22 protein-coding genes are annotated in these 21,266 nt (G+C 74.0%); 10 read left to right on the plus strand and 12 right to left on the minus strand.

Translation table 11 applies throughout. From position 1 onward, the window contains the following. Positions 1 to 226: 226 nt before the first annotated feature. Positions 227 to 904, plus strand: coding sequence for a response regulator (locus tag AB0I60_RS28280; RefSeq protein ID WP_360734878.1), 678 nt, complete (start codon positions 227 to 229; stop codon positions 902 to 904). Positions 905 to 915: 11 nt separating this feature from the next. On the opposite strand, the gene AB0I60_RS28285 is transcribed toward AB0I60_RS28280, so the two are convergent. Then, on the minus strand, positions 916 to 2,019 hold the full coding sequence (locus AB0I60_RS28285; RefSeq protein WP_360734881.1) for an FAD-dependent oxidoreductase: 1,104 nt from the start codon (positions 2,017 to 2,019) through the stop codon (positions 916 to 918). Between the two features lie 164 nt (positions 2,020 to 2,183). Here AB0I60_RS28285 and AB0I60_RS28290 point away from each other — a divergent pair, with 164 nt between their 5' ends. Beyond that, a complete protein-coding gene (locus AB0I60_RS28290; protein WP_360734883.1) occupies positions 2,184 to 2,717 on the plus strand; it encodes a GNAT family N-acetyltransferase in 534 nt (177 codons plus the stop codon). Between the two features lie 5 nt (positions 2,718 to 2,722). Here the strand turns inward: AB0I60_RS28290 and AB0I60_RS28295 are convergent, their stop codons facing one another. From AB0I60_RS28295 to AB0I60_RS28310, 4 genes are all read right to left on the minus strand, one after another. Next, complete coding sequence (locus tag AB0I60_RS28295) at positions 2,723 to 3,574, minus strand: methyltransferase domain-containing protein (protein ID WP_360734886.1); 852 nt, start codon at positions 3,572 to 3,574, stop codon at positions 2,723 to 2,725. Positions 3,575 to 3,625: 51 nt separating this feature from the next. Next, entirely contained in the window at positions 3,626 to 4,093 is a 468-nt protein-coding gene (locus AB0I60_RS28300) for a hypothetical protein (RefSeq protein WP_360734888.1), read from the minus strand. Positions 4,094 to 4,251: 158 nt separating this feature from the next. Then, positions 4,252 to 4,737 (minus strand): hypothetical protein, encoded by a 486-nt coding sequence (locus tag AB0I60_RS28305; RefSeq protein WP_360734890.1) that lies wholly within the window; start codon positions 4,735 to 4,737, stop codon positions 4,252 to 4,254. Between the two features lie 12 nt (positions 4,738 to 4,749). Beyond that, positions 4,750 to 5,469, minus strand: coding sequence for a CAP domain-containing protein (locus AB0I60_RS28310; protein WP_360734892.1), 720 nt, complete (start codon positions 5,467 to 5,469; stop codon positions 4,750 to 4,752). 37 nt (positions 5,470 to 5,506) lie between these two features. On the opposite strand from AB0I60_RS28310, the gene AB0I60_RS28315 reads away from it, so the two are divergent. From AB0I60_RS28315 to smc, 4 genes are all read left to right on the plus strand, one after another. Continuing rightward, positions 5,507 to 5,803, plus strand: a complete 297-nt coding sequence (locus AB0I60_RS28315; RefSeq protein ID WP_360734894.1) for an acylphosphatase — start codon at positions 5,507 to 5,509, stop codon at positions 5,801 to 5,803. Between the two features lie 33 nt (positions 5,804 to 5,836). Further along, the gene (locus AB0I60_RS28320) at positions 5,837 to 6,331 is read left to right on the plus strand and encodes a sigma-70 family RNA polymerase sigma factor (protein ID WP_360734896.1); all 495 of its coding nucleotides are present in this window, start codon (positions 5,837 to 5,839) and stop codon (positions 6,329 to 6,331) included. Beyond that, the gene (locus AB0I60_RS28325) at positions 6,328 to 6,939 is read left to right on the plus strand and encodes a zf-HC2 domain-containing protein (protein ID WP_360734898.1); all 612 of its coding nucleotides are present in this window, start codon (positions 6,328 to 6,330) and stop codon (positions 6,937 to 6,939) included. Before AB0I60_RS28320 ends, AB0I60_RS28325 begins: the two co-directional genes overlap by 4 nt. Positions 6,940 to 7,027: 88 nt before the next feature. Continuing rightward, positions 7,028 to 10,711 (plus strand): chromosome segregation protein SMC, encoded by a 3,684-nt coding sequence (gene smc / locus AB0I60_RS28330; RefSeq protein WP_360734900.1) that lies wholly within the window; start codon positions 7,028 to 7,030, stop codon positions 10,709 to 10,711. A 7-nt stretch (positions 10,712 to 10,718) separates the two neighbouring features. Here smc and AB0I60_RS28335 read toward each other — a convergent pair whose 3' ends face one another. Beyond that, complete coding sequence (locus AB0I60_RS28335; protein WP_360734902.1) at positions 10,719 to 11,363, minus strand: response regulator transcription factor; 645 nt, start codon at positions 11,361 to 11,363, stop codon at positions 10,719 to 10,721. After that, entirely contained in the window at positions 11,360 to 12,415 is a 1,056-nt protein-coding gene (locus AB0I60_RS28340; protein ID WP_360734904.1) for a histidine kinase, read from the minus strand. Before AB0I60_RS28340 ends, AB0I60_RS28335 begins: the two co-directional genes overlap by 4 nt. A 179-nt stretch (positions 12,416 to 12,594) precedes the next feature. On the opposite strand from AB0I60_RS28340, the gene AB0I60_RS28345 reads away from it, so the two are divergent. Continuing rightward, a complete protein-coding gene (locus AB0I60_RS28345; protein WP_360734906.1) occupies positions 12,595 to 13,281 on the plus strand; it encodes a DUF2306 domain-containing protein in 687 nt (228 codons plus the stop codon). Positions 13,282 to 13,291: 10 nt separating this feature from the next. On the opposite strand, the gene AB0I60_RS28350 is transcribed toward AB0I60_RS28345, so the two are convergent. From AB0I60_RS28350 to AB0I60_RS28360, 3 genes are read right to left on the minus strand one after another with little or no spacing between them, the layout of a single operon-like run. Beyond that, positions 13,292 to 14,017 (minus strand): lysophospholipid acyltransferase family protein, encoded by a 726-nt coding sequence (locus AB0I60_RS28350; RefSeq protein ID WP_360734908.1) that lies wholly within the window; start codon positions 14,015 to 14,017, stop codon positions 13,292 to 13,294. Between the two features lie 15 nt (positions 14,018 to 14,032). After that, on the minus strand, positions 14,033 to 14,368 hold the full coding sequence (locus tag AB0I60_RS28355) for a hypothetical protein (RefSeq protein ID WP_360734910.1): 336 nt from the start codon (positions 14,366 to 14,368) through the stop codon (positions 14,033 to 14,035). Between the two features lie 52 nt (positions 14,369 to 14,420). Continuing rightward, positions 14,421 to 14,867, minus strand: a complete 447-nt coding sequence (locus AB0I60_RS28360; protein ID WP_360734912.1) for a helix-turn-helix domain-containing protein — start codon at positions 14,865 to 14,867, stop codon at positions 14,421 to 14,423. A gap of 78 nt (positions 14,868 to 14,945) precedes the next feature. On the opposite strand from AB0I60_RS28360, the gene AB0I60_RS28365 reads away from it, so the two are divergent. Both AB0I60_RS28365 and AB0I60_RS28370 read left to right on the plus strand, forming a co-directional pair. Next, positions 14,946 to 16,127: an MFS transporter gene (locus tag AB0I60_RS28365; RefSeq protein ID WP_360734914.1), complete on the plus strand. Its 1,182-nt coding sequence runs from the start codon at positions 14,946 to 14,948 to the stop codon at positions 16,125 to 16,127. Between the two features lie 11 nt (positions 16,128 to 16,138). Further along, a complete protein-coding gene (locus AB0I60_RS28370) occupies positions 16,139 to 17,074 on the plus strand; it encodes a GNAT family N-acetyltransferase (protein WP_360734916.1) in 936 nt (311 codons plus the stop codon). A 33-nt stretch (positions 17,075 to 17,107) separates the two neighbouring features. Here AB0I60_RS28370 and AB0I60_RS28375 read toward each other — a convergent pair whose 3' ends face one another. Further along, a complete protein-coding gene (locus AB0I60_RS28375) occupies positions 17,108 to 18,646 on the minus strand; it encodes a sodium:solute symporter (protein WP_360734918.1) in 1,539 nt (512 codons plus the stop codon). After that, a complete protein-coding gene (locus tag AB0I60_RS28380; RefSeq protein ID WP_360734920.1) occupies positions 18,633 to 19,751 on the minus strand; it encodes an anhydro-N-acetylmuramic acid kinase in 1,119 nt (372 codons plus the stop codon). Before AB0I60_RS28380 ends, AB0I60_RS28375 begins: the two co-directional genes overlap by 14 nt. 114 nt (positions 19,752 to 19,865) lie before the next feature. On the opposite strand from AB0I60_RS28380, the gene ftsY reads away from it, so the two are divergent. Beyond that, positions 19,866 to 21,260, plus strand: coding sequence for a signal recognition particle-docking protein FtsY (gene ftsY / locus AB0I60_RS28385; RefSeq protein WP_360734922.1), 1,395 nt, complete (start codon positions 19,866 to 19,868; stop codon positions 21,258 to 21,260). Positions 21,261 to 21,266: the final 6 nt, after the last annotated feature.

The raw sequence follows: 21,266 nt of genomic DNA on the forward strand, positions 1-21,266 counted from the left end.
GCAAGTGTCCGAATTCGGACAGGACATTCGCACTATTGGTGTACCGGTGTCCAGCGAACCGATTCATTCGCACCCGGATGTACTCACAGTATCCGCACCGGTGCGGTCCCCCTATCCGTTAGAAAGGCATAAAAGCCGTGGTCGGGGGCATCAAGACGCCATCAGAAAGGCGTCGGAGCCGAGTCGGGGACAACACGCCGGAGCGTGCAGGACGTAGTGTCGGACCGTGACGAAGGTGCTCGTGGTCGACGACGAACCGCAGATCGTGCGCGCGCTGCGGATCAACCTGTCCGCGCGCGGCTACTCGGTGCTCACCGCCCACGACGGCACCGCCGCGCTCAAGGCCGCCGCCGAGGGCAAGCCGGACGTCGTCGTGCTCGACCTGGGCTTGCCCGACGTCGACGGCACGGAGGTCATCGCCGGGCTGCGCGGCTGGACGTCCGTGCCGATCATCGTGCTCTCCGCGCGCACCGACTCGGCGGACAAGGTGGAGGCGCTGGACGCCGGCGCGGACGACTACGTGACCAAGCCGTTCGGCATGGACGAGCTGCTGGCCCGGCTGCGCGCCGCCGTGCGCCGCTCCTCGGTGGTCGACGGGGAGGACGCCGTGGTGGAGACGTCGTCGTTCACGGTCGACCTGGCCGCCAAGAAGGTGGTCCGGGAGGGCGCGGAGGTGCACCTCACGCCGACCGAGTGGGGCCTGCTGGAGATCCTGGCCCGCAACCGGGGCCGGCTGGTCGCGCAGAAGCAGCTCCTCCAGGAGGTGTGGGGGCCGCAGTACGCGAAGGAGACCCACTACCTGCGGGTGTACCTGGCGCAGTTGCGGCGCAAGCTGGAGCCCGAGCCGTCGCACCCCCGGCACCTGGTGACGGAGCCGGGGATGGGGTACCGCTTCGAGCTGTGACCCGGTCGTGCTCAGCCGACCGGCAGCCGGGGGTGGCGCTCGAACAGGACCGTGGCGCGCACGACCGCCTCCTTGTAGCGGGCGGCGAGGCGGCCGGTGAGCACGGCGTCGCGCGGGCTGTCGTCGCCGCGCACGAACTGGATCAGGCCGTGCCGGCGGCCGAGGCTCACGCACTGGTTGACGTAGGAGAACCGGAACGGCTCGGGCTCCTGGCCCCGCAGCCGGTCGGCCAGCGCCCGCACGGCCCGCTGGGTGGTGGGCAGGCCGGTCGCGCACGCCATGCGCAGCTCCAGCCCGTCCGGGCGGCGGATGGCGGCGGCGTCCCCGATGCCCAGCACCTCCGGGTGCGAGACCGACGTGAGGGTCTGGTCCACGACCATCCGGCCGGTGCCGTCCACCGCGAACCCCGCGTCGCGGGCCAGCTCCGGAACCCGGAAGCCGGCCGTCCACACCACCGTGTCGGCGGCCACGCGGGTGCCGTCGGCCAGCGCCAGGCCCTCGGCGTCGACCGAGGTGACGCGGGCGTGCTCGCGGACCCCGACGCCCAGCCGGTCGAACGTCGCGCGCAGGTAGCGCCGTGCCTTGGGCGAAAGCGCTTCGCCGAGTCCGCCCCCGGTCACCAGCGCGACCCGCAGGTGCGGCAGGCTCTCGGCGAGTTCGGCGGCGGCCTCGATGCCGGTCAGGCCACCGCCCGCCACCGCCACCACCTCGGCGCCGGCCAGGTCGGCGCGCAGCCGTTCGGCCTCGTCCGCCGTGGCCACGGTGTGCGCGTGCGCGCGGACGCCGGGCACCGAGTCCAGGTCGGCGTGGCTGCCCAGCGCGTAGACCAGCCGGTCGTAGGTCAGCGCGCGGTCGGCCAGCCGGACCTCGCGGGCCTGCGGGTCGACGGCGGTGACCCGGCCGACCACGAGCCGCACCCGCGTGCCCGCCAGCAGGTCCGCCAGCGGCAGGTGGCGCAGCGCCTGCCCGGCGGCCAGTTGGTGCAGCCGGACCCGCTCGACGAACCGGTCGCGCTCGTTGACCAGGGTGACGTCGGCGTCGGTCCACCTCGCCGCCAGCTTGGCGGCGGCCAACCCCGCGTAGCCCGCGCCGATCACCACGATGTGCTCTGCCATGTCCCCGTCCTCTCCTCGCTAGGGGAGCGGGGCGGGGCTCCCGTGCGTGACAGCGGCCCGTTGTGTTCCGTGTCACGAGGGGCGTCGCGCCGGCGGGCACTTCGCGGGTGGACGGGCCGTTGTCACCACGTGCGGTGTGCTCGTGAACGACGATTGGCGGCTCGATGACCGAGATGACCACGGCCCACACGTCCGAAGTGGACCCGGTGGTGCTCCAAGCGGCGCGCGCGTTGTGCAACGACGCGTTCGACGGCGAGTTCAGCGACGACGACTGGGAGCACGCGCTGGGCGGTGTGCACGCGCTCGTGTGGGAAAGCGGCGTGCTGGTCGGCCACGGGGCCGTGGTGCAGCGCCGGCTGGTGCACGGCGGCCGGGCGTGGCGGGCCGGGTACGTCGAGGCCGTCGCGGTCCGGGAGGACCGGCGGCAGCGCGGGTACGGCGCAGCCGTGATGGGCGCGCTGGAGGACGTGGTGCGGCGGGCCTACCAGGTCGGCGCGCTCGCGTCGGCGGACACCGCGCTGGACTTCTACGCCGGTCGCGGCTGGCAGCTCTGGCGCGGGCCGACCTCGGTGTTGACCCCGACCGGGCCGGAGCGCACCGAGGACGACGACGGCGGCATCTTCGTGCTGCCCGTGGAGGTCGTGCCGGACCTGGACGGCCCGCTGGCCTGCGACTGGCGCGAGGGCGACGTCTGGTAGGCGGGTCAGGGCCTGCGGGCCTCGACCAGCCAGGCGGCCGAGCCGTACTCGACGCCCTCGGGCGTCACGTGCTCCGCCAGGTTCGCCCGCACCGCGTCCAGCGCGCCCGGCAGCTCCTCCGGCCCGAGGGCGCGGATCAGGCTCTCGTGCCGCGCGGAGACGTAGCCGAACGCGTCCTCCACGTCCCGGCCGAGGTACATCAGCTCGTCGAACGGGGTCAGCGACACGTCGGTCAGCCCCGCCCCGGTCAGCACCCGGCGCACCCGGTCCGGGTCGCTGAGCGCGAACGGGCTCGGCGTGTCGGTCGGCGGGTCCGGCAGCTCCCGGCCCGCCGCCAGCAGCGTGCGGAACGTGGTGAAGAAGTCGTTGCGCAGGAAGGGCTGCCAGGTCAGCAGCACCACCCGGCCACCCGGCCGCAGCGCGCGGGCCAGGTTGGTGAACGCGGCCACCGGGTCGCCGAAGAACATCGAGCCGAACCGGCTGACCACCACGTCGAACGCGGCATCCGGGAACGGGTGGACCTGCGCGTCGGCCTGCTCGAACGCGGCGTTGGCCACGCCCTCGCGCGCGGCCCGTGCGCGGGCCAGGTCGAGCATCCGCGACGACAGGTCGACGCCGAGGGCCGACCGCGCCCGGCGGGCCGCGTCGAGCGTGGTCCGGCCGCTGCCGCACCCGACGTCCAGCACGTCCGTCGTCGGCGTGAGCGCCGAGGCGGCCAAGAACGCCGGGTGGTAGCGGACGAGCCCCCGTTCCAGGCGGTCGCCCTCGGCGATCCAGAAATCGCCCTGCTCACCGTCCCAGGCTTCGAGCTGCGCGCTGTTCGACGGGTCGACCGGAAGTGCGGTGAAGTCGCTCACCCGACCGGACCTTAGCGACCGCGCGGGCCTGCCGCCCCCGGTTTCCGGTGATCACGGCCCGGAGGTGGGCGTGGGGTCGGCCGTCGTGGTCGCGCTGGACGACGACGCCGACGTGGGGCTGAACGAGGTCGGCGGGTTGCTCTGCGGCTGCGTCGTCGGGGCGACCGACGACGGGGTCGTGGTCGGCTCCACCTCCGGCTCGTCCGGGCGCGGACCGGCGGGACCCGGCTCCTTCGCCGCCGTCGTGGTCGTCGCCGTGGTGGACGGCTTCGTCGCGCGCGCCGGGACGGTGACCACGACGGTGGACGTGCTGCCGTCGGCGGCGACCTGCACGGACGTCTCGACCGTCGCCTGCACGTCGGCGCGGGGCTCCGGCGGCACCGGCTCCGGGTCGTCGTCCATCGCCAGCACGGACGCCAGCGCGGCGATCACCGTGGCGACGACCGCGCCGCCGCCGGCCAGCAGGGCCACCGAGGACGCCTTCCTCCTCGGCGACGCCTGATGCTCTTGCTCGAACACGCCATCTCCCTGTGGGGAACCCGGTCGGACGGTCAGGTGTCCGGGTTATCGGCGGGAGGCGGCGGCAGGCGAATCGTTCGGGCGTTCCTCCACACCTTCGTGTAGCGGTCCGTCACCGCAGAACGGCGCTCTCGTTTGGCCGCGCGTCGACCGGCAGGTCAGCTCGTGCTGGTGGTCGTGGCGACAGTCGTCGTGGGCGGCACTGTGGTCGTGTCAGGCGGCGGCGTCGTCGTCACCGGAGGTGGCGTCGTCGTGGTGGTGGGGTTCGGGGTGCCCGGCGGGATGTCTTCGACCGTGGTGGTGGTCGTGGTGCCGTCCGGGTTGGTCACGGTCGTCACGCGGGTGCGCCTGGACGTCGTGGTGGTGGTCGTCGTCGTGGTCTCGGCGGTGGTGGTCGTCGCCTCGGGCGTCGTGGTGGGCGCGGGTGCCGACGTCGTCGTCGCGGTCACCAGGGTGCTGCGGGACACGACGTCCTCGCGCGGTGTCGGCTTGGCGGGGCCGGCCTCCTGCGACGCGCCGGCGATCGTGGCCACGGAGGCGAAGATCGTCGCCACCAGCACGCCGGACGCGGCCAGCAGCACGTTGGGCGACACGCGCGGCCGGCGGCGGTCGGGTTCCGGGGTCTCGTACAGCCCGTCGGTCACTCGCACTCCTCGTTACCAGCCGAAGTTCTGGGTCCAGTACCAGCCGTCGACGGCGAGGCCCACCCCGATCGCGGTGAACCCGCAGTTCAGGATGTTGCGACGGTGCCCGTCGGAGTTCATCCACGCCTTCATCACCGACTCCGGCGTGCGCTGGCCCTTGGCGATGTTCTCGCCGCCGGGGCTCGGGTGGCCCGCCGCGCGCATCCGCTGCGCGAAGTCGACGCCCTCCGGCGTGTCGTGCGAGAAGTAGTCGCGCGCCGACATGTCGTCGCTGTGGCCCTGGGCGGCCTTCGTCGCGCGGGCGTCGACCTGCACCGGGCCGCACCCGGCGGCGCCGCGTGCTTCGTTGACCAGGTCCACGACCCGCTGGGTCTCCGACACCGGCGGTGCGACCGTGGTGGTCGGCGGCGTGGTGGTGGGTGCGGCGGTCGTGGTGGTGGTCGTCGTCTCGGTGGTGGTGGTCGTGGTGGGTGCGGCGGTGGTCGTGGTCGTGGTCTCGGTGGTGGTCGGCGCGGGCGCGGTGGGCTGGGTGGTGCGCGCGGGCAGGCCGACGCCTCCCACACCCCCGACGCCCGTGTTGTCGCCACTGCCGTCCTGTGCTGTGGTGGGCGCGGCGACGAACGGGGCGAGCTGTTCCGGGCCGGCGAAGGCGACACCGGTCGCGCCGGCGGCTCCGAGCATCAGCCCGACCAGCACGCCCATCACGGATCGGTTACCGCGCCGTGCAGTCACGGTCGCGCACCGTACCACTAACGGGTGAAATGTCAGGATGGAAGTTGTGGCAGGAGCAGAGCAGGCCGTCCGCCTGACCGCGTGGGTGCGCGGCCACGTGCAGGGCGTCGGCTTCCGGTGGTGGACCCGCGCCAGGGCGCTTGAGCTGGGCCTGGTCGGCAGCGCGTCGAACCTGAGGGACGGTCGGGTCGAGGTGAACGCCGAGGGAACCGAGGCCGCGTGCCGCTCCCTGGTGGATGCGCTGCGCTCCGGCCGTACCCCCGGTCGGGTGGACTCGGTCGTGGAGCGCTGGTCGGAGCCGCGCGGTGGCCTGACCGGATTCGCCGAGCGTTGAACGGGTAAGGGTCCGGTGGCGTAGTCAACCGGTGTGGACCCGGGCGAAGAGGTGGTCAGGCGGTTGTACGACCGCTGGCGCGGCCCGTTGCACGGCTACGTGCTGCGCCTGATCGGGGGCGACCACGAGCACGCGGAGGAGGTCGTCCGGGAGGCGCTGCTGCGAGCGTCGCAGCACGCCGACGAGGTGACGCCCGAGGACGCGGGCCCGTGGCTGCACGCGGTGGCGCGCGACCTGGTCGTGTCGGGTCTCCGGCGGCGCGGCGGGCGAGACTCCCGGATCCCGGTCGGACCGCCACCACCCACCGACGAGGCGGAGCGCGCCTTGCAGGGCTGGCAGGTGGTCGAGGCGTTGCGCGCGCTCAGCCCGGCCCACCGGGCCGTGGTGGTGGAGCTGTACTACCGCCGCCGCACCGTCACCGAGGCTTCGGCAACCCTCGTCGTCCCGACCGGCACGGTCACGTCGCGCTGCTTCTACGCGTTGCGCGCGCTGCGCGACGCGTTGGACGAGCGCGGGGTGACGTCGTGAGCTGCGTGCACACCGTTGCCTTGGGCGCGTACCTGCTCGGTTCGCTGGAACCGGCGGAGCGCTCGGCGTTCGAGCGCCACCTGCGCGGCTGCGCCACGTGCCGCCGCGAGGTGCTCCGGCTGGCCCCGCTGCCGGGCCTGCTCGGCCAGGTCCGGTTGGAGGACCTGGAACTCCCGTTCGAGGACCCGGCACCCGACCCGGACCTCCGCCCGCTGACCGGGCCCGCGCCCGGGACGGCCGCGCCGCCCCGCCGCCGGTGGCCGGTGCCGGCCGGGGTCGGGGTGCTGGTGGCCGGGCTGGTCGTGGTCGCCGGGCTGGTCGCGGCGGGCGTGCTGGTGCTCCGGCCGGCGGGGATCGCGCCGGTGACCTGGGCGGCGGTCGGCGGCGGCACCGGCGTGTCCGCGCGGGCGGACCTGGTCGGCAGGACGTGGGGCACCGAGCTGTGGCTGACCACGGCGGCGCCCCGGGCGGAGGTGGCCGGCTGGTGGGGCGGCGACCGGGGCGAGGACGAGCGCGTCCCCGGCTCCACGTCGTTCCGGCTGGACCAGATCGAGCGGCTGGACCTCGTGGCGGACAGGGAGGTGCTGGTCTCGGTCCGGCCGCCGTGACGACCTCCGACCGTGCTGCGCACTGGGCCTGAGCTGCGGCGCGGCGTGCCGGCGACTCGGTCGGACCGACCTTGGGTAGGCTGCCCCGGTGCACCTCAAGAGCCTGACGCTGAAGGGGTTCAAGTCCTTCGCCTCGGCTACCACGCTCCGCTTCGAGCCGGGCATCACGTGCGTCGTCGGCCCCAACGGGTCCGGCAAGTCCAACGTGCTCGACGCGCTCCGCTGGGTGATGGGCACGCAAGGCGCGAAGGACCTGCGCGGCGGCAAGATGGAGGACGTCATCTTCGCCGGCACGTCCGGCCGCGCGCCCCTGGGCCGCGCCGAGGTGACGCTGACCATCGACAACTCCGACGGCGTGCTGCCGATCGACTACACCGAGGTGTCGATCACCCGCCGGATGTTCCGCGAGGGCGCGACCGAGTACGAGATCAACGGCAGCTCGTGCCGGCTGATGGACATCCAGGAGCTGCTGTCGGACTCCGGCATCGGCCGCGAGATGCACGTGATCGTCGGCCAGGGCCAGCTCGCCGCGATCCTGGAGTCCAAGCCGGAGGAGCGCCGGGCGTTCGTCGAGGAGGCCGCCGGCGTCCTCAAGCACCGCAAGCGCAAGGAGAAGGCGCTGCGGAAGCTGGAGGCGATGCAGGCGAACCTGACCCGCCTCACCGACCTGACCGCCGAGCTGCGCCGCCAGCTCAAGCCGCTGGGCAAGCAGGCCGAGATCGCCCGCCGCGCCCAGGTCGTCCAGTCCGAGCTGCGCGACGCCCGGATGCGCCTGCTGGCCGACGACCTGGTGACGCAGCGCGCCGCGCTGGCCCGCGAGGAGCAGGACGAGGCCACCGCACGCGCCCGGCGGGCCGAGGTCGAGCAGTCCCTCCAGCAGGCGCAGCTCCAGCAGAACGAGCTGGAGGACCAGGTCGCCTCCGACGCGCCGAAGCTCCAGCAGGCGCAGGACACCTGGTACCGGCTCTCGGCGCTGGAGGAGCGGCTGCGCGGCACGGTCCGGCTGGCCGTGGAGCGGGAGCGGCACCTGACGGCGTCGGTCGAGGCGCCGCGCGGCGGGCGCGACCCGGACGAGCTGGAAGCCGAGGCCGAGCAGACCGCGCTGCTGGAGCAGGAGTTGCAGGACGGCGTCACGGAGGCCCGGGTCGGCCTGGCCGAGGCCGTCGAGACGCGCGCCGAGCTGGAACGCCTGGTGCAGGCCGCCGAGAAGGCGCACCTGGCGGCGGTGCGGGCGATCGCCGACCGGCGCGAGGGCCTGGCCCGGCTGTCCGGCCAGGTGGAGGCGCTGCGGTCGAAGACGTCCGCTACCGCCGAGGAGATCGAGCGGATGTCGGTCGCGCTCGCCGAGGCCGTCGAACGCCGCGAGGTGGTCGAGCAGGAGCTCGCCGAGGCCCGCGAGGTCACCGGCACCGAGGACGAGGACGACGTCGGCCTGGACGAGCGGCACCGGCACGCGGTCGAGGCGGACGCCGCCGCGCGCGGCCGGGTCGAGGAGCTGGTCAAGGCCGAGCGCGGCGCCGAGCGCGACATCGCCTCGTGGCAGGCCAGGGTGGACGCCCTGTCGCTCGGGCTGACCCGCAAGGACGGCGCGGGCGCGCTGCTGGCGTCCCGGCTGCCGGGCCTGCTCGGGTCGGTCGCCGCGCTGCTCACCGTCGAACCCGGGTTCGAGGTGGCGCTCGCCGCCGCGCTCGGACCGGTCGCGGACGCCGTCGCGGTGCAGTCCGGCGCCGACGCGCTGGCCGCGCTGGAGCTGCTCAAGGAGCAGGACGCGGGCCGGGCCGGGGTGCTGGTCGGCGGGTCGGTGCCCGAGGACCGGCCGTCGTGGCCCGCCCTGCCGCCCGCCGCGCGGTGGGCGGTGGAGCTGGTGCAGTCGCCCGAGGCGCTGCGGCCCGCGCTGCACCGGGCGCTGGACCGGCTGGCCGTGGTGGACGACCTGGCCGGCGCGCGGGACCTGGTGGCGGCCCACCCCGAGGTGCGCGCGGTGACCCGCGAGGGTGACGTGTTCGGCGCGGACTGGGCGGTAGGCGGGTCGGGGCGCAGCCAGAGCGTGATCGAGGTCCAGGCCGCCGTGGACGAGGCGTCGGAGAAGCTGGCGCTGGCCGAACGCGCGCTGGAGCAGTCGGCGGCGGCGCTGGAGGGCGCGCGGGCCGAGCAGCAGGCCCGCCGGGCCGAGGTGCACGGCCTCAAGGAGCAGCTCAACGAGGCCAAGGTGCGCCGCGCCCGCTCCTCCGAGCGGCTCAACCGGCTGGCCGCCGCCGTGCGCTCGGCGGAGGCCGAGGTCGAGCGGGTGCGCGTGCAGCGGGGGAGAGTCGAGGCGAACCGCGAGGAGAACCTGCTCCGGCTCGGCGAGCTGGAGGAGCGCCTGCTGGTCGCCGAGGAGCAGCCGCTGGACGACGAGCCGGACACCGCCCAGCGCGACGAGGCCGCCGCCGAGCTGGCGTCGGCCCGGCAGGGCGAGGTGGACGCCCGGCTGCACCTGCGCACCGCCGAGGAGCGGGCGCGCGCCCTCCAGGGCAGGGCCGAGGGGCTGCGCCGGGCCGCGCGCGCCGAGCGGGAGGCCCGCGAACGGGCGCAGCGCGCGCACGCCGCACGGGCCCGGGGCGCGGTGGTCGCCAAGGCCGTGGTGCGCGGCGGTGAGGTGGCGCTGACCCGGATCGGGGAGTCGCTGGCCCGCGCCGCGCGCGACCGGGACGTCGCGCAGGAGCGCAAGGCGCAGCGCGAGACGTTCCTCGCCCAGGTGCGCGGCCTGGTCCGGGAGATGTCGGTGGAGCTGGAGAAGCTGACCGACGCCGTGCACCGCGACGAGGTGCTGCGGGCCGAGCAGCGGATGCGCATCGAGCAGCTGGAGACCAAGGTCGCCGAGGACTTCGGCATCGGCCTGGACGACCTGGTCGCCGAGTACGGCCCGGACGTGTTCATCCCGCCGTCGCCGCAGGAGCTGGCCGAGTACGAGGCGGCCAAGGAGCGCGGCGAGGCGGTGACCGCGCCGCAGCCGATCCCGTTCGAGCGCGACACCCAGGCGCGGCGGGCCAAGCGCGCGGAGCGCGACCTGTCGCTGCTGGGCAAGGTCAACCCGCTGGCGCTGGAGGAGTTCGCGGCGCTGGAGGAGCGCTACAAGTTCCTGTCCAACCAGCTCGAGGACATCAAGGCGACCCGCCGCGACCTGCTGACCGTCGTGAAGGAGGTCGACGACAAGATCCTGGAGGTCTTCACGTCGGCCTACGAGGACGTCGCGCGCGAGTTCGAGGTCGTGTTCAAGGTGCTGTTCCCGGGCGGTGAGGGCCGCCTGGTGCTGACCGAGCCCGACGACATGCTGACCACCGGCATCGAGCTGGAGGCCCGCCCGCCGGGCAAGAAGGTCAAGCGGCTGTCCCTGCTGTCCGGTGGCGAGAAGTCGCTGGCGGCGGTGGCCATGCTGGTGGCGATCTTCCGCGCGCGGCCGTCGCCGTTCTACGTGATGGACGAGGTCGAGGCCGCCCTCGACGACACCAACCTGCACCGGCTGATCGGGCTGTTCGAGCAGTTGCGCGAGCGGTCACAGCTGCTGATCATCACCCACCAGAAGCCGACGATGGAGATCGCGGACGCGCTCTACGGCGTGTCGATGCGCGGTGACGGCATCAGCCAGGTGATCTCGCAGCGGCTGCGCGGGCGGGACGAGGCTCGGCCCGGTCGCAAGGCCGCCGCGCCGGCACCGGCCGAGGCCACGCCGGCGGTGGACGGGGGCGGCCCGGTCGAGGCCACACCGGACGGGGGCGGGCCGCAGGCGTAGGGCGGCGTCACTTCCGGTAGGCGAAGCCCGTCCGGTACGCCCACACCACGGCCTGCGTGCGGTCCCGCACCTCCAGCTTGGTCAGCACGTGCTTCACGTGCGTCTTCACCGTCTCCACGGACAGGTGCAGCGCCCGCGCGATCTCCGTGTTGGACAGGCCGCCGGCCATCGCCCGCAGCACGTCGGCCTCGCGGTCGGTCAGCCGCACGGTCCGCCCCCGGTCGGCCGGGGTGCGGGCGGCGTGCGCCTCGAACAGCCGGCGGGTCACCGAGGACGCGATCACCGCGTCGCCGGCGGCGACCGTGCGGATGCCGGCGACCAGCTCCTCCGGTGACGCGCGCTTGAGCAGGAACCCGTCCGCGCCGGCCGCGATGGCGTCGTCCACCACCTCGTCCAGGTCGAACGTGGTCAGCACCAGCACGCGCGGCCGGGGCGCGGCGGACATCAGCTCGCGGGTGGCGGACACGCCGTCGCGCACCGGCATCCGGATGTCCATCACCACCACGTCGGGCCGCAGCGCGTGCGCGCTCGCCACGGCGTCGCGCCCGTTGGAGACCTCGCCGACCACGGTGATGTCCGGCTCGCCGCGCAGCAGCGCCTTGAGCCCGCCGCGCACCAGCGAGTCGTCGTCGGCCAGCAGCACCGTGATCACGGCTTCCCCCGCGCCGGCAGGGTCGCCCGGACCAGGAACCCGCCGTCCACCGGTCCGGCCTCGAACGCGCCGCCCTCCAGGCGGGCCCGTTCGCGCATGTTCACCAGGCCGCGTCCCGGCGTCGGCACCGGCAGGTGCCCGCCCTCGTTGGCGACCTCGAGCACCACCGAGTCGCCGACCTGCGCCAGGTCCACGTCGATGCGCCCGCTCTCGGTGTGCCGCAACGCGTTGGTCACCGCCTCCTGGATGATCCGGTGCACCGCCCTGGCCGCGCCGGGCGCGAGGTCCACCTCGGCGGTGGTCAGCCGCAGGTCCCGGCCCGCCGCGCGGACCCGCGCGGCCAGCTCGCCGAGGTCCGGCGGGGTGTCGTCGTCGTCGCTGTGCAGCACGCGCAGCAGCCGGTCCAGCTCGCCCAGCGCGTCGCGGCCCACCGTCTCGATGTGCCCCAGCGCCTCCCGCGCGAACCCCGGGTCGTCGGCGAACACCCGCCGGCCGACGCCCGCCTGCATGACCATCACGTTCACCGCGTGCCCGAGGGCGTCGTGCAGCTCGCGGGCGAGCCGGGTCCGCTCCTCGGCCAGCAGCCGCGCCTGGGACGCCTCCGCCCAGAACCGGCGGGCCCGGGTCGCCTCGCCGGCCACCGTGGAGATCAGGAAGCACATGCTGACGCTGAACAGCTCGGCGGACCCGATCGCGTCCCGGTCGAACAGCACGTACCCGACCACGGACAGCAGCGTGATCGCGGCGCCCGCGAGCCGCATCCGCCAGCCGTAGTTGGCGAACACGGTGAACACCGCGATCCACGCGGGCCACTGCACGACGGTGGGCGGGTAGCCGGCCGCCGCGTTGACCACGACGGCGGTCCCGGTCACGGCGGTCACGGACACCGGCGCGGTGCTGCGCCACAGCAGGCTGAACGCGGACAGCACGGCCAGGCCGAGGCCCAGGGCGTCCGTCGGCCGGTGCGGCGGCCCGGACCCGGCCAGCAGCGCCGCCACGAACGACGCGACGACCAGCCCGGCGGCGAGCCAGGCGTCCGAGCGGGTGGGCATGGCCCATCGTCTCCCGGCGCACCGCGCGTGGCCAACGCTCTTAAGAGGACAACGCATCCCTCTGGAGAGGGAGATGCGTCGGCTGTCTTCGAGGGGCGACGGCGCGCGGGCTCGTCCTTAACGTTCCCGGCGGACGCCTGTCGGCGTTGTGCGATCCCTTGACGAGAGAGGACGTTCCGGTGGCAACCGTGCTCACGGCCCGGCGCAGGATCGGGTTCGGGTGGCTGGCCCTGACGGCGGTCGCCATCGCGGTGTACGCGCCGCTGCCCTACCTGGGGTCACCGCTGTCGGAGATGGGGGACAGCGGACTGGCGAGCCACTACGCGGCCAAACCGCCGTGGGTGCACGCCGTGCTCTACACGCACATGGTCGGCAGCGGCCTGGCGCTGCTGCTCAGCCCGGCTCAGCTGTCGGCGGGGGTGCGGCGGCGGTGGCCGGTGGTGCACCGGGTGCTCGGCCGGGTGACCGCGGTGGCGATGCTGGTCGGCGGCGCGGCCGGTGCGGTGCTCGCGCCGATGAGCATCGCCGGGCTCAACGGGGCGGCCGGGTTCGGGCTGCTGGCCGTGCTGTCGGTGGCGTTCCCGGTGCTCGGGTTCCTGGCGGTCCGGCGCGGTGACGTCACCGCCCACCGGCGCTGGATGGTGCGGGCGTTCGCGTTGATCTACGCGGGGGTGATGCTGCGGGTCGGGGTGCTGGTGCTGCTCCCGGTCGTGGGGGAGTTCGAGACCGCGTACGCGTTCATGCCGTTCGGCTCGTGGGTGCCGAACCTGCTCGTGGCGGAGTGGGTGCTGCGGCGCGAACGGCGTGCGGGACCGCCCGTGCCCGCCGGGGCCGGTGTGGCCGCCGGCGGGGTGCGGTCGGGGTGAGCTCCGGGGGTCAGCGGGCGTCCGGCTCGGCCTTGCGCGGCCGGGCGTCCAGGGCGGCGGCCTCCTCGGGGGTGGGGGCGGTGCCGCCGAGGTGGGCGGGCTGCCACCACCGGCCCGCACCGGGCTCGGGGTAGTGGGCCTGCGCCCGGTCCAGGAGTTCCTGCATCCGGGCGCGCAGGTCCTCGTCGGTGGTGGGCTCGACCGGGTCGCCGACGATGATGGTGATCGGCACGTGCCGCTGGGTCAGGTTCTTCGGGCGGCCCTTGGTCCACAGGCGCTGGGTGCCCCACACGGCGGTCGGCAGCAGCGGCACGCCGGCCTCGGCCGCGAGCCGGACCGCGCCGCTCTTGACGTCCTTGACGGTGAACGACCGGCTGATCGTGGCTTCGGGGAAGATCCCGACGACCTCGCCGGCGCGCAGCGCGGTCAGCGCCCGCTGGTAGGACTCCGCGCCGGCCGCGCGGTTCACCGGGATGTGGTGCATCCCGCGCATCAGCGGGCCGGAGACGCGGTTGGTGAACACCTCGTCCTTGGCCATGAACCGCACCAGGCGACGGGACGGCTGCGCCCCGTAGCCGGCGAAGACGAAGTCGAGGTAGCTGACGTGGTTGCTCGCCAGCACGGCCCCGCCGGTGATCGGCACGTGGTGCGCGCCTTCCACGTCGATGCGGAGGTCGAGCACGCGGAACAGGACTTTGGCCGCGGCGATCACCGGCGGGTACACGCGATCTGGCATGACCTGAACGGTACGCTACTGGCGGGTAACCGTGTTTTGCTCCCGAACCACGCGAGGCACCCCGGCGAGGTCCTCCTCGTTGCACAACAGCTTCAGGTTGTAGTACGGCGAACCCTTGGTGTCGTCGTAGTCGAGGTGGACGGCGATCACGTCCACCGGCTCGCCCAGCCAGTCCTGGGTCTGCCGCAACCACGACGAGGCGCGTTCGAGGGCGCTGGGCAGGTCGTCGTCCCGGAACTCGACCGGGCGGTAGGGCACTTCCTGCACCTGGTCCCGCTGGTTCGCAGGCATCGGCAGGTCTACCGCCACCCCGCTGTCGTTGAGTTCGAGTTGGATCGTTTCCTCACTCACACCTTGAGGGTCCACCACCCCAGGTCGTGCGGCAAGAGATGGGCGTGTGCGTTCAGCCCGTCTTGACCACGACCGTGTCCTCCGGCGCGAGCGCCGCGCCGGTCGCGGAGCGGATCTCCAGGCGCGCCAGGGGGCGGCCGTCGGCCCGGTCGACGAGTTCCGAGCGGGGTTCGCCGGGCGCGAACGAGTGCGATTCACCCCACTGGCGCAACGCGACGATCACCGGGAAGAGGTCGCGGCCCTTGTCGGTCAGCGCGTACTCCCGGTAGGGGCTGCCGTCGGACGCCGGTGCGGACTCCAGCACCCCGTCCGCGACGAGCGCGCGCAGCCGGGCGCTGAGCATGTTCTTCGCCACGCCGAGGCTGCGCTGGAACTCGTTGAACCGCCGGACGCCGTCGAACGCGTCCCGCACGATCAGCAGCGACCACCAGTCGCCGATCACGTCCAGCGAGCGCGCGACGGGGCACTCCGCCCGGTCGAGACTCGTCCTCCGCACCACGGTTGCATCTTACAACCACCTCCGGTTAGCGTGCCGTGGCATGACTGGTAGCAAGGTGAAACCACTTGGGCGGGTCGGATGAGCGCGGGCCGACGGGAGCTGCTGTTCGCCGCGACGGCGGGGCTCGCGGTCGCGGACATGTACTTCGCCCAGCCGCTGCTGGTGACCCTGGCGGCCGAGTTCGGGCTGACCCCGTCGGTCACCGGGCTCGTCGTCGCGGTCACGCAGGTCGGCTGCGCGGTCGGGCTGCTCTTCGTCGCGCCGCTGGGCGACCTGGTGGACCGGAGGCGGCTGGTGCTGGTGATGACGTTGGCCACGGCGCTCGCCCTGGTCGTCGTCGGCACCGCCGGCCACCCGCTCGTGCTGCTGGCGGGCCTGGCCGCGATCGGCCTGCTGTCCGTGGTGGCGCAGGTGCTGGTGGCGTTCGGGGCGGCCCTGGCCGGCCCGGACCGGCGCGGCCGGGCGGTGGGGATCGTCACCAGCGGCGTCGTGGTCGGCATCCTGCTGGCCCGCGCGGTGTCCGGGGTGGTCGCCGACCTCGCCGGGTGGCGCGCGGTCTACCTGGCGGCGGCCGGCGCGACCGTGCTGCTGGCGGTGGCGCTGCGCCGGTCCCCGGCCGACCCGCCGTCGCCGGGCGGGCCGGGCTACCCCGGGCTGCTGCGCTCGACGGCGGCGCTGTTCGCCACCGAGCCCGTGTTCCGGAACCGGGCGCTGCTCACGATGCTGCTGTTCGCGTCGTTCAGCCTGCTGTGGAGCGGGGTGGCGCTGCCGCTGAGCGCGCCGCCGTGGTCGTTGTCGCACACCGCCATCGGCGCGTTCGGGCTGGTCGCCGCTGCGGGCGCGGTGGCGGCGGCGGGTGCCGGGCGGCTCGCCGACCGGGGGCTCGGGCAGTGGACCACGGGGGTGGCGCTGGTGCTGCTCACCGCGTCCTGGCTGCCGCTGGGGTTCGCGGTGGAGTCGCTGTGGGCGCTCGCGCTGGGCGCGCTGGTGCTCGACTTCGCGGTGCAGGCCGTGCACGTCACCAGCCAGAGCACGGTCCTGGCGGTGCGGCCCACCGCCGGCACCAGCCTGATCGGCGCGTACATGGCGTGCTACTCGGTCGGCAGCGGCCTGGGCGCGCTCGGGGCCTCGGCCGTCCACGCCGTGGCCGGCTGGACCGGGGTGTCCGCGACCGGCGCGGCGGTGAGCGGCGCGGCCCTGCTGTTCTGGGCGGTCACCACGGCTCGAAAACCCCTCGCTTTCGCCCGGCTCCGCGAGTGACCATCTGCGGCATGTATGCCACCCGTTTCGCCGGCCAGGACGACCTAGACGGCGTGCTGGCGCTGCTCGTCCGGCTCCAAGCCGACACCGCGCACCACATCGGCTACCTCGGTGAGACGCTCGGCGAGCTCACCGAGGAGCTCGCCGAATTCGAGCCCGACTGGCCCTCGTGCACGGTCGTCGCCACCGACGACTCCGGCCGCCTGTGCGGCGTGCTCAGCGTGGAGGTGGACACCGAGCTGAACCGGGTGTTCCTGCACGGCCCGTTCGTCGACGTACCGGTCAACCACCCGGCGGGCAGCCGGATCTGGGACCAGACCTCGGACGCCCTCTACGCCGCCGCCGCGCCGCTGCTGCGCGGTGTCGAGGACCGCGAGGTGTACGGCCACACCGAGCACCGCCGGCTCGCGGCCTTCGCCGAGCGGCACGGCTTCACCGCCGGCCGCGCCAGCGGCATCTACGTGCTGGCCGACGACGAGCTGCGCGGCCTGCTGCTCCGGGACGCCGGCTGCCCCCGCACCGGTCCGGCCCGGGAGATGCGGGTGCTGCCGACCGACGCCGCCGTGCACGAGGCCGTCGCCGTGCTGCACGAGCGCTGCTTCCCCAAGACCTACCTGTCCGGCCGGAAGCTGGTCGACGGCGACGGCCGGCACACCGTCGTGGTGGCCATGGACGGCGAGCGGGTGCTCGGGTACGCGGCCGGCAAAGCCGAACCCGGCGAGTACTACGTCGACTTCGTGGCGGTGGAGCCCGACGCGCGCGGCTCCGGCGTGGGTGCCGCGCTGGTCACCGAGCTGGTCTGGAAGCTCGCCGAGCGGCACGGGGCGCGTCCGCAGGCCGCCGCGTCGATCCTGGCCGGCAACTCGTCCTCGCGCCGCATGTTCGAGCGCCTCGGCTTCGACCTCTACCTGGAACTGGTCGCCTACCGCGCCAACCGGGCCGCCTGACCCGCGCCTCCGCGCGCCGTCGGGTCCTCCGCGTCAGGCCGCCCGGGAGACCACCTCGGGCGGCAGCTCTTCCCGGTGCCGCAGCGACATCAGCCCACCGACCAGGAGCGTCGCCAGCACGCCCAGCGGCGTGTACCACGGGTACGCCAGGGGCTTGGAAGTCGCCGTGGCGGCGGAGAAGTCGATCGCCGGTGTCGCGTCCGGGCCGACGAACTTCACGCCCAGGATCACGAACGCCATCACCGCGACCGTCGTCACGAACGCCACGACCGCGTCGGACTGCCGGGCCCGTTCGAACAGCAGCCCCAGCAGGAACGCGCCCAGCAGCGCGCCGTAGGTGAACCCGGCGATGGACAGCCCCTGCTCGACGATCGGGTTGCCGCGCCCGGTGAACGAGGCGAACAGGCCCGCGCACACGATCAGCAGCGCGGCCCAGACCACCGTCCACAGCCGCCCCTGCCGGAACAGCTCCGCCTCGCTCAGCGGCCGGCGCACCACCCGCTGCACGACGTCGGTCACCGTGGACGAGGCGAGCGCGCCCAGCGACGAGCTGAGCGCGGCGGCGAGGATGCCCGCGATCACGAACCCGGACAGCCCGGACGGCATGTCCCGCACGATGAAGTTGGCGAACAGCTCGTCGTTGTTGTTGAGCTTCAGGTCCTTCACCGGGTTCGCGCCCCGGTAGAAGGCCCACAGCATCACGCCGATGAACAGGAACAGCGCGAACTGGAGGAACACCACGACACCGCTGGCGATCAACGCCTTCTGCGACGCCCGCACGTCCTGCGTGGCCATCAGCCGCTGCACGATCAGCTGGTCCGCGCCGTGCGACGCCATGGACAGCACGGCACCGCCGACGAACGCGGTCAGGACCGCGTACGGCGAGGTGAACGGGCTCGCGTCGAAGTCGAGCACCTGGAACTTCCCGGCGTCCACCGCCGAGTCGAACCACCCGGCGGGCAGCTTGCCGGACAGCACGACGATGACCGCGACCGCGCCCAGCACGTACCAGAGCATCTGGATGGCGTCGACCCAGACGACCGCGCGCACGCCGCCGAGGAAGCTGTAGACCACCATCGCCAGCCCGAGCACGACGACGATCGCCCAGTAGGACGCGGTCACGCCGTAGGCCGCGAGCACCACCTTGACCGGGATGGCGGTGGCGAACAGCCGCAGTCCGTCGGCGAGCAGCCGGGTCACCAGGAAGGTGACGGACGCGGTGCCCCGGAGCCCGCCGCCGAAGCGCTCGCCGAGGTAGCCGTACGCGGTGACCAGGTTGCCCGCGATGTAGCGGGGCAGCAGCACGAACGACACGACGATCCGGCCCAGCAGGTAGCCGATCGCCAGGGACAGGAAGGTCATCGTGCCGCCGTAGGCGACGGTCGGCACGGACAGCACGGTCAGCGTCGAGGTCTCGGCGGACACGACCGACACGCACACGACCCACCACGAGATGCGCCGCTCGCTGACGAAGTAGTCCGCCGCCGACCGCTGCCGCCCGCCGATCCACACCCCCAGCAGCGGCATTCCCACCAGGAACAGCACGATGACGGCGACATCAAGGGCGCGCACGGGTACCTCCGATTCTGAGCCCGGTCACGGGGGTGGCGGCGGGGCGGGGCAGTCGCGGGGCGGTCCGGCCGGGGGTGATCGACCCGAGCAGGCGCGGGCCGGACGCGCCGGTGGCGGCGGGCACGTTCGCGGGCAGCCCGTGCCAGGTGAGGAAGCCCAGCAGGGCCGCGAGGTACGCCTCCTTGCCGTCGGCGGGCAGGCCGAACTCGTCGCTGGTGCGCAGGTCCACCTTCTCCCGCAACGAGCGGACGAGCGCCGGGTTGCGCATCCCGCCGCCCGAGCCGATCACGGTGGTGCCCGCGCACTCGGCGGCGATCGTGCGGGCGGTCAGCTCGGTGAGCGTGGCCAGGAGGTCTTCGGCGGGCATGGTCAGCCCTTCTGTCACCCGGTCGAGGTAGGCGCGGTCGAAGTGCTCCTTGCCGGTCGACTTGGGCGGCTTCGCGGCGTAGTACGGGTCGGCGAGGAGCCGCGCGAGCAGTTCCTCGTGGACGTGGCCGCGCGCGGCGAACTCACCGTCCACGTCGTGGGTGCGCAGCCCCTGGGACAGGGCGGTCATGGCGGCGTCCATGAGCGCGTTGCCCGGCCCGGTGTCGTAGGCGACCACGCCGTCGGGGGTCCGCCGGGTGACGTTGGCGATGCCGCCGATGTTGAGGGCGGTGGTGCCGGGCAGCTCGGCCAGCCAGAGCGCGTCGAGGGTGCCGGCGAGGGGTGCGCCGTGACCGCCGGCGGCCACGTCCCGGACGCGGAAGTCGGCGACCACCGGGAGGCCGGTGGCCTCGGCGATCCACGCCGGGTGCCCCAGTTGGAGGGTGCCCAGGCAGCGGCCGTCCTCGACGTGGTGGTGGACGGTCTGGCCGAGCGACGCGACCAGGTCGGCCCCGGCGGCGTGCGGTGCGGCTGCCGAGGCGAACAGCCGGCCGAGGCGGGCGTCGAGGAGGCAGACGTCCTGGGCGCTGCCCGGTGGGGTGCGCAGCTCGGGCGGGAAGGGGTGCTCGGCGTGCGCGAGCGGGGTCAGCACGACGGTCGGGCCGTCCAGCGCGAAGTCGCCCACCGCGACGTCGACGGCGTCCATGGACGTGCCCGAGATCAGCCCGATCACCCTCACGCCCTGTGTCCTATTCCACACCGAGCGCGAGCGCAAGGGGTCGGGTGGGGAAGTTGCCGGACGTCAACCTGGTTCGTTGGTTGGTCACGAAGCGGGGCGTGCGAGGATTGCCCGGTGTCCACCACGCTCCTGATCTGGATCGTTGTCGTCGTCGCGGCGCTGCTCGCGGTCGCCCTCGTCACGGGCGTCGTGCTGTCCAAGCGCAGGCGCATCAGCCTCACCGAACCCGAGCGGGACAAGCCCGTGAAGGGCTACCAGGCGGGTGGTGGCGTCACCTTCGCCCAGCCCTCCGCAGCGGTCGAGCCCGCCGATCCGGTCAGGGCCGCCGACCCCGTCGCGGACGCCGTCGAGGCAGCCGGCGCGCGTGACGCCGCCGGTGCGGTCGTGGAGCGCGGGGCCGTCGCGGAGCCCGGGACCCGCCCGGAGACCGAGCCGCAGCCCGAACCGGTGCAGCACCCGGTCGCCGACCGGACCGAGGTCGACGGGCAGCCCGGCGTGGGCGACGACGCCGCCGTGCCGAGGGACTCGGTCAAGCGCGGGTTCGTCGAGGTGCCGCTGCCCGAGGCCGCGTCCGAGATCGACGAGATCGAACCCACTGCCGGGCGGCTGGAGCGGCTGCGCGGCAAGCTGTCGCGCTCCCGGTCCACGCTCGGCCAGGGCCTGCTCGGGCTGCTCGGCGCGGGCGACCTGGACGAGGACTCGTGGACCGACGTCGAGGACACGCTGCTCATGGCCGACCTCGGCGCGGCGGTGACCGACCAGGTGGTCGCGGCGCTGCGCGCCCAGATCGTCGCGCGCGGGGTGCGGTCGCCGGAGGACGCGCGGGCGCTGCTGCGCGAGGTGCTGGTCGACGCGCTGCACCCGGAGATGGACCGCGCCGTGCACGCGCTGCCGCACTCCGGGAAGCCGGCGGTGGTGCTCGTGGTCGGCGTGAACGGCGTCGGCAAGACCACCACGACCGGCAAGCTGGCGCGGGTGCTGGTCGCGGACGGGCGGACCGTGCTGCTGGGCGCGGCGGACACGTTCCGCGCGGCGGCGGCGGACCAGTTGGCGACCTGGGGTTCACGTGTCGGCGCGGACACCGTGCGCGGCCCGGAAGGCGCGGACCCGGCGTCCGTGGCGTTCGAGGCCGTGAAGAAGGGCGTGGACGCGGGGGTCGACACGGTCCTGGTCGACACGGCCGGCCGGCTGCACACCAAGACCGGCCTGATGGACGAGTTGGGCAAGGTCAAGCGGGTGGTGGAGAAGCAGGCGGCGGTGGACGAGGTGCTGCTCGTGCTCGACGCCACCACCGGGCAGAACGGGCTGACCCAGGCCCGGGTGTTCGCCGAGGTGGTCGACGTCACCGGGATCGTGCTGACCAAGCTCGACGGCACGGCCAAGGGCGGCATCGTGTTCCAGGTGCAGCGGGAGCTGGGCGTCCCGGTGAAGCTCGTGGGGCTGGGCGAGGGCGCCGACCACCTGGCGCCGTTCGAGCCGGTCGCGTTCGTGGACGCGCTGCTCGGCTGAGCGGGG

Origin of the sequence: Actinosynnema sp. NPDC050436 (assembly GCF_040655415.1) — a bacterium.
Lineage (GTDB): Bacteria > Actinomycetota > Actinomycetes > Mycobacteriales > Pseudonocardiaceae > Actinosynnema.

Bases quoted from the DNA above. Each gene is read 5' to 3' on its own strand.
- AB0I60_RS28315 (WP_360734894.1), top strand. From the start codon at position 5,507: ATGGAAGTTGTGGCAGGAGCAGAGCAGGCCGTCCGCCTGACCGCGTGG.
- AB0I60_RS28340 (WP_360734904.1), bottom strand. From the start codon at position 12,415: ATGCCCACCCGCTCGGACGCCTGGCTCGCCGCCGGGCTGGTCGTCGCG.
- AB0I60_RS28350 (WP_360734908.1), bottom strand. From the start codon at position 14,017: ATGCCAGATCGCGTGTACCCGCCGGTGATCGCCGCGGCCAAAGTCCTG.
- AB0I60_RS28365 (WP_360734914.1), top strand. From the start codon at position 14,946: ATGAGCGCGGGCCGACGGGAGCTGCTGTTCGCCGCGACGGCGGGGCTC.
- AB0I60_RS28370 (WP_360734916.1), top strand. From the start codon at position 16,139: ATGTATGCCACCCGTTTCGCCGGCCAGGACGACCTAGACGGCGTGCTG.
- AB0I60_RS28285 (WP_360734881.1), bottom strand. From the start codon at position 2,019: ATGGCAGAGCACATCGTGGTGATCGGCGCGGGCTACGCGGGGTTGGCC.
- AB0I60_RS28290 (WP_360734883.1), top strand. From the start codon at position 2,184: ATGACCGAGATGACCACGGCCCACACGTCCGAAGTGGACCCGGTGGTG.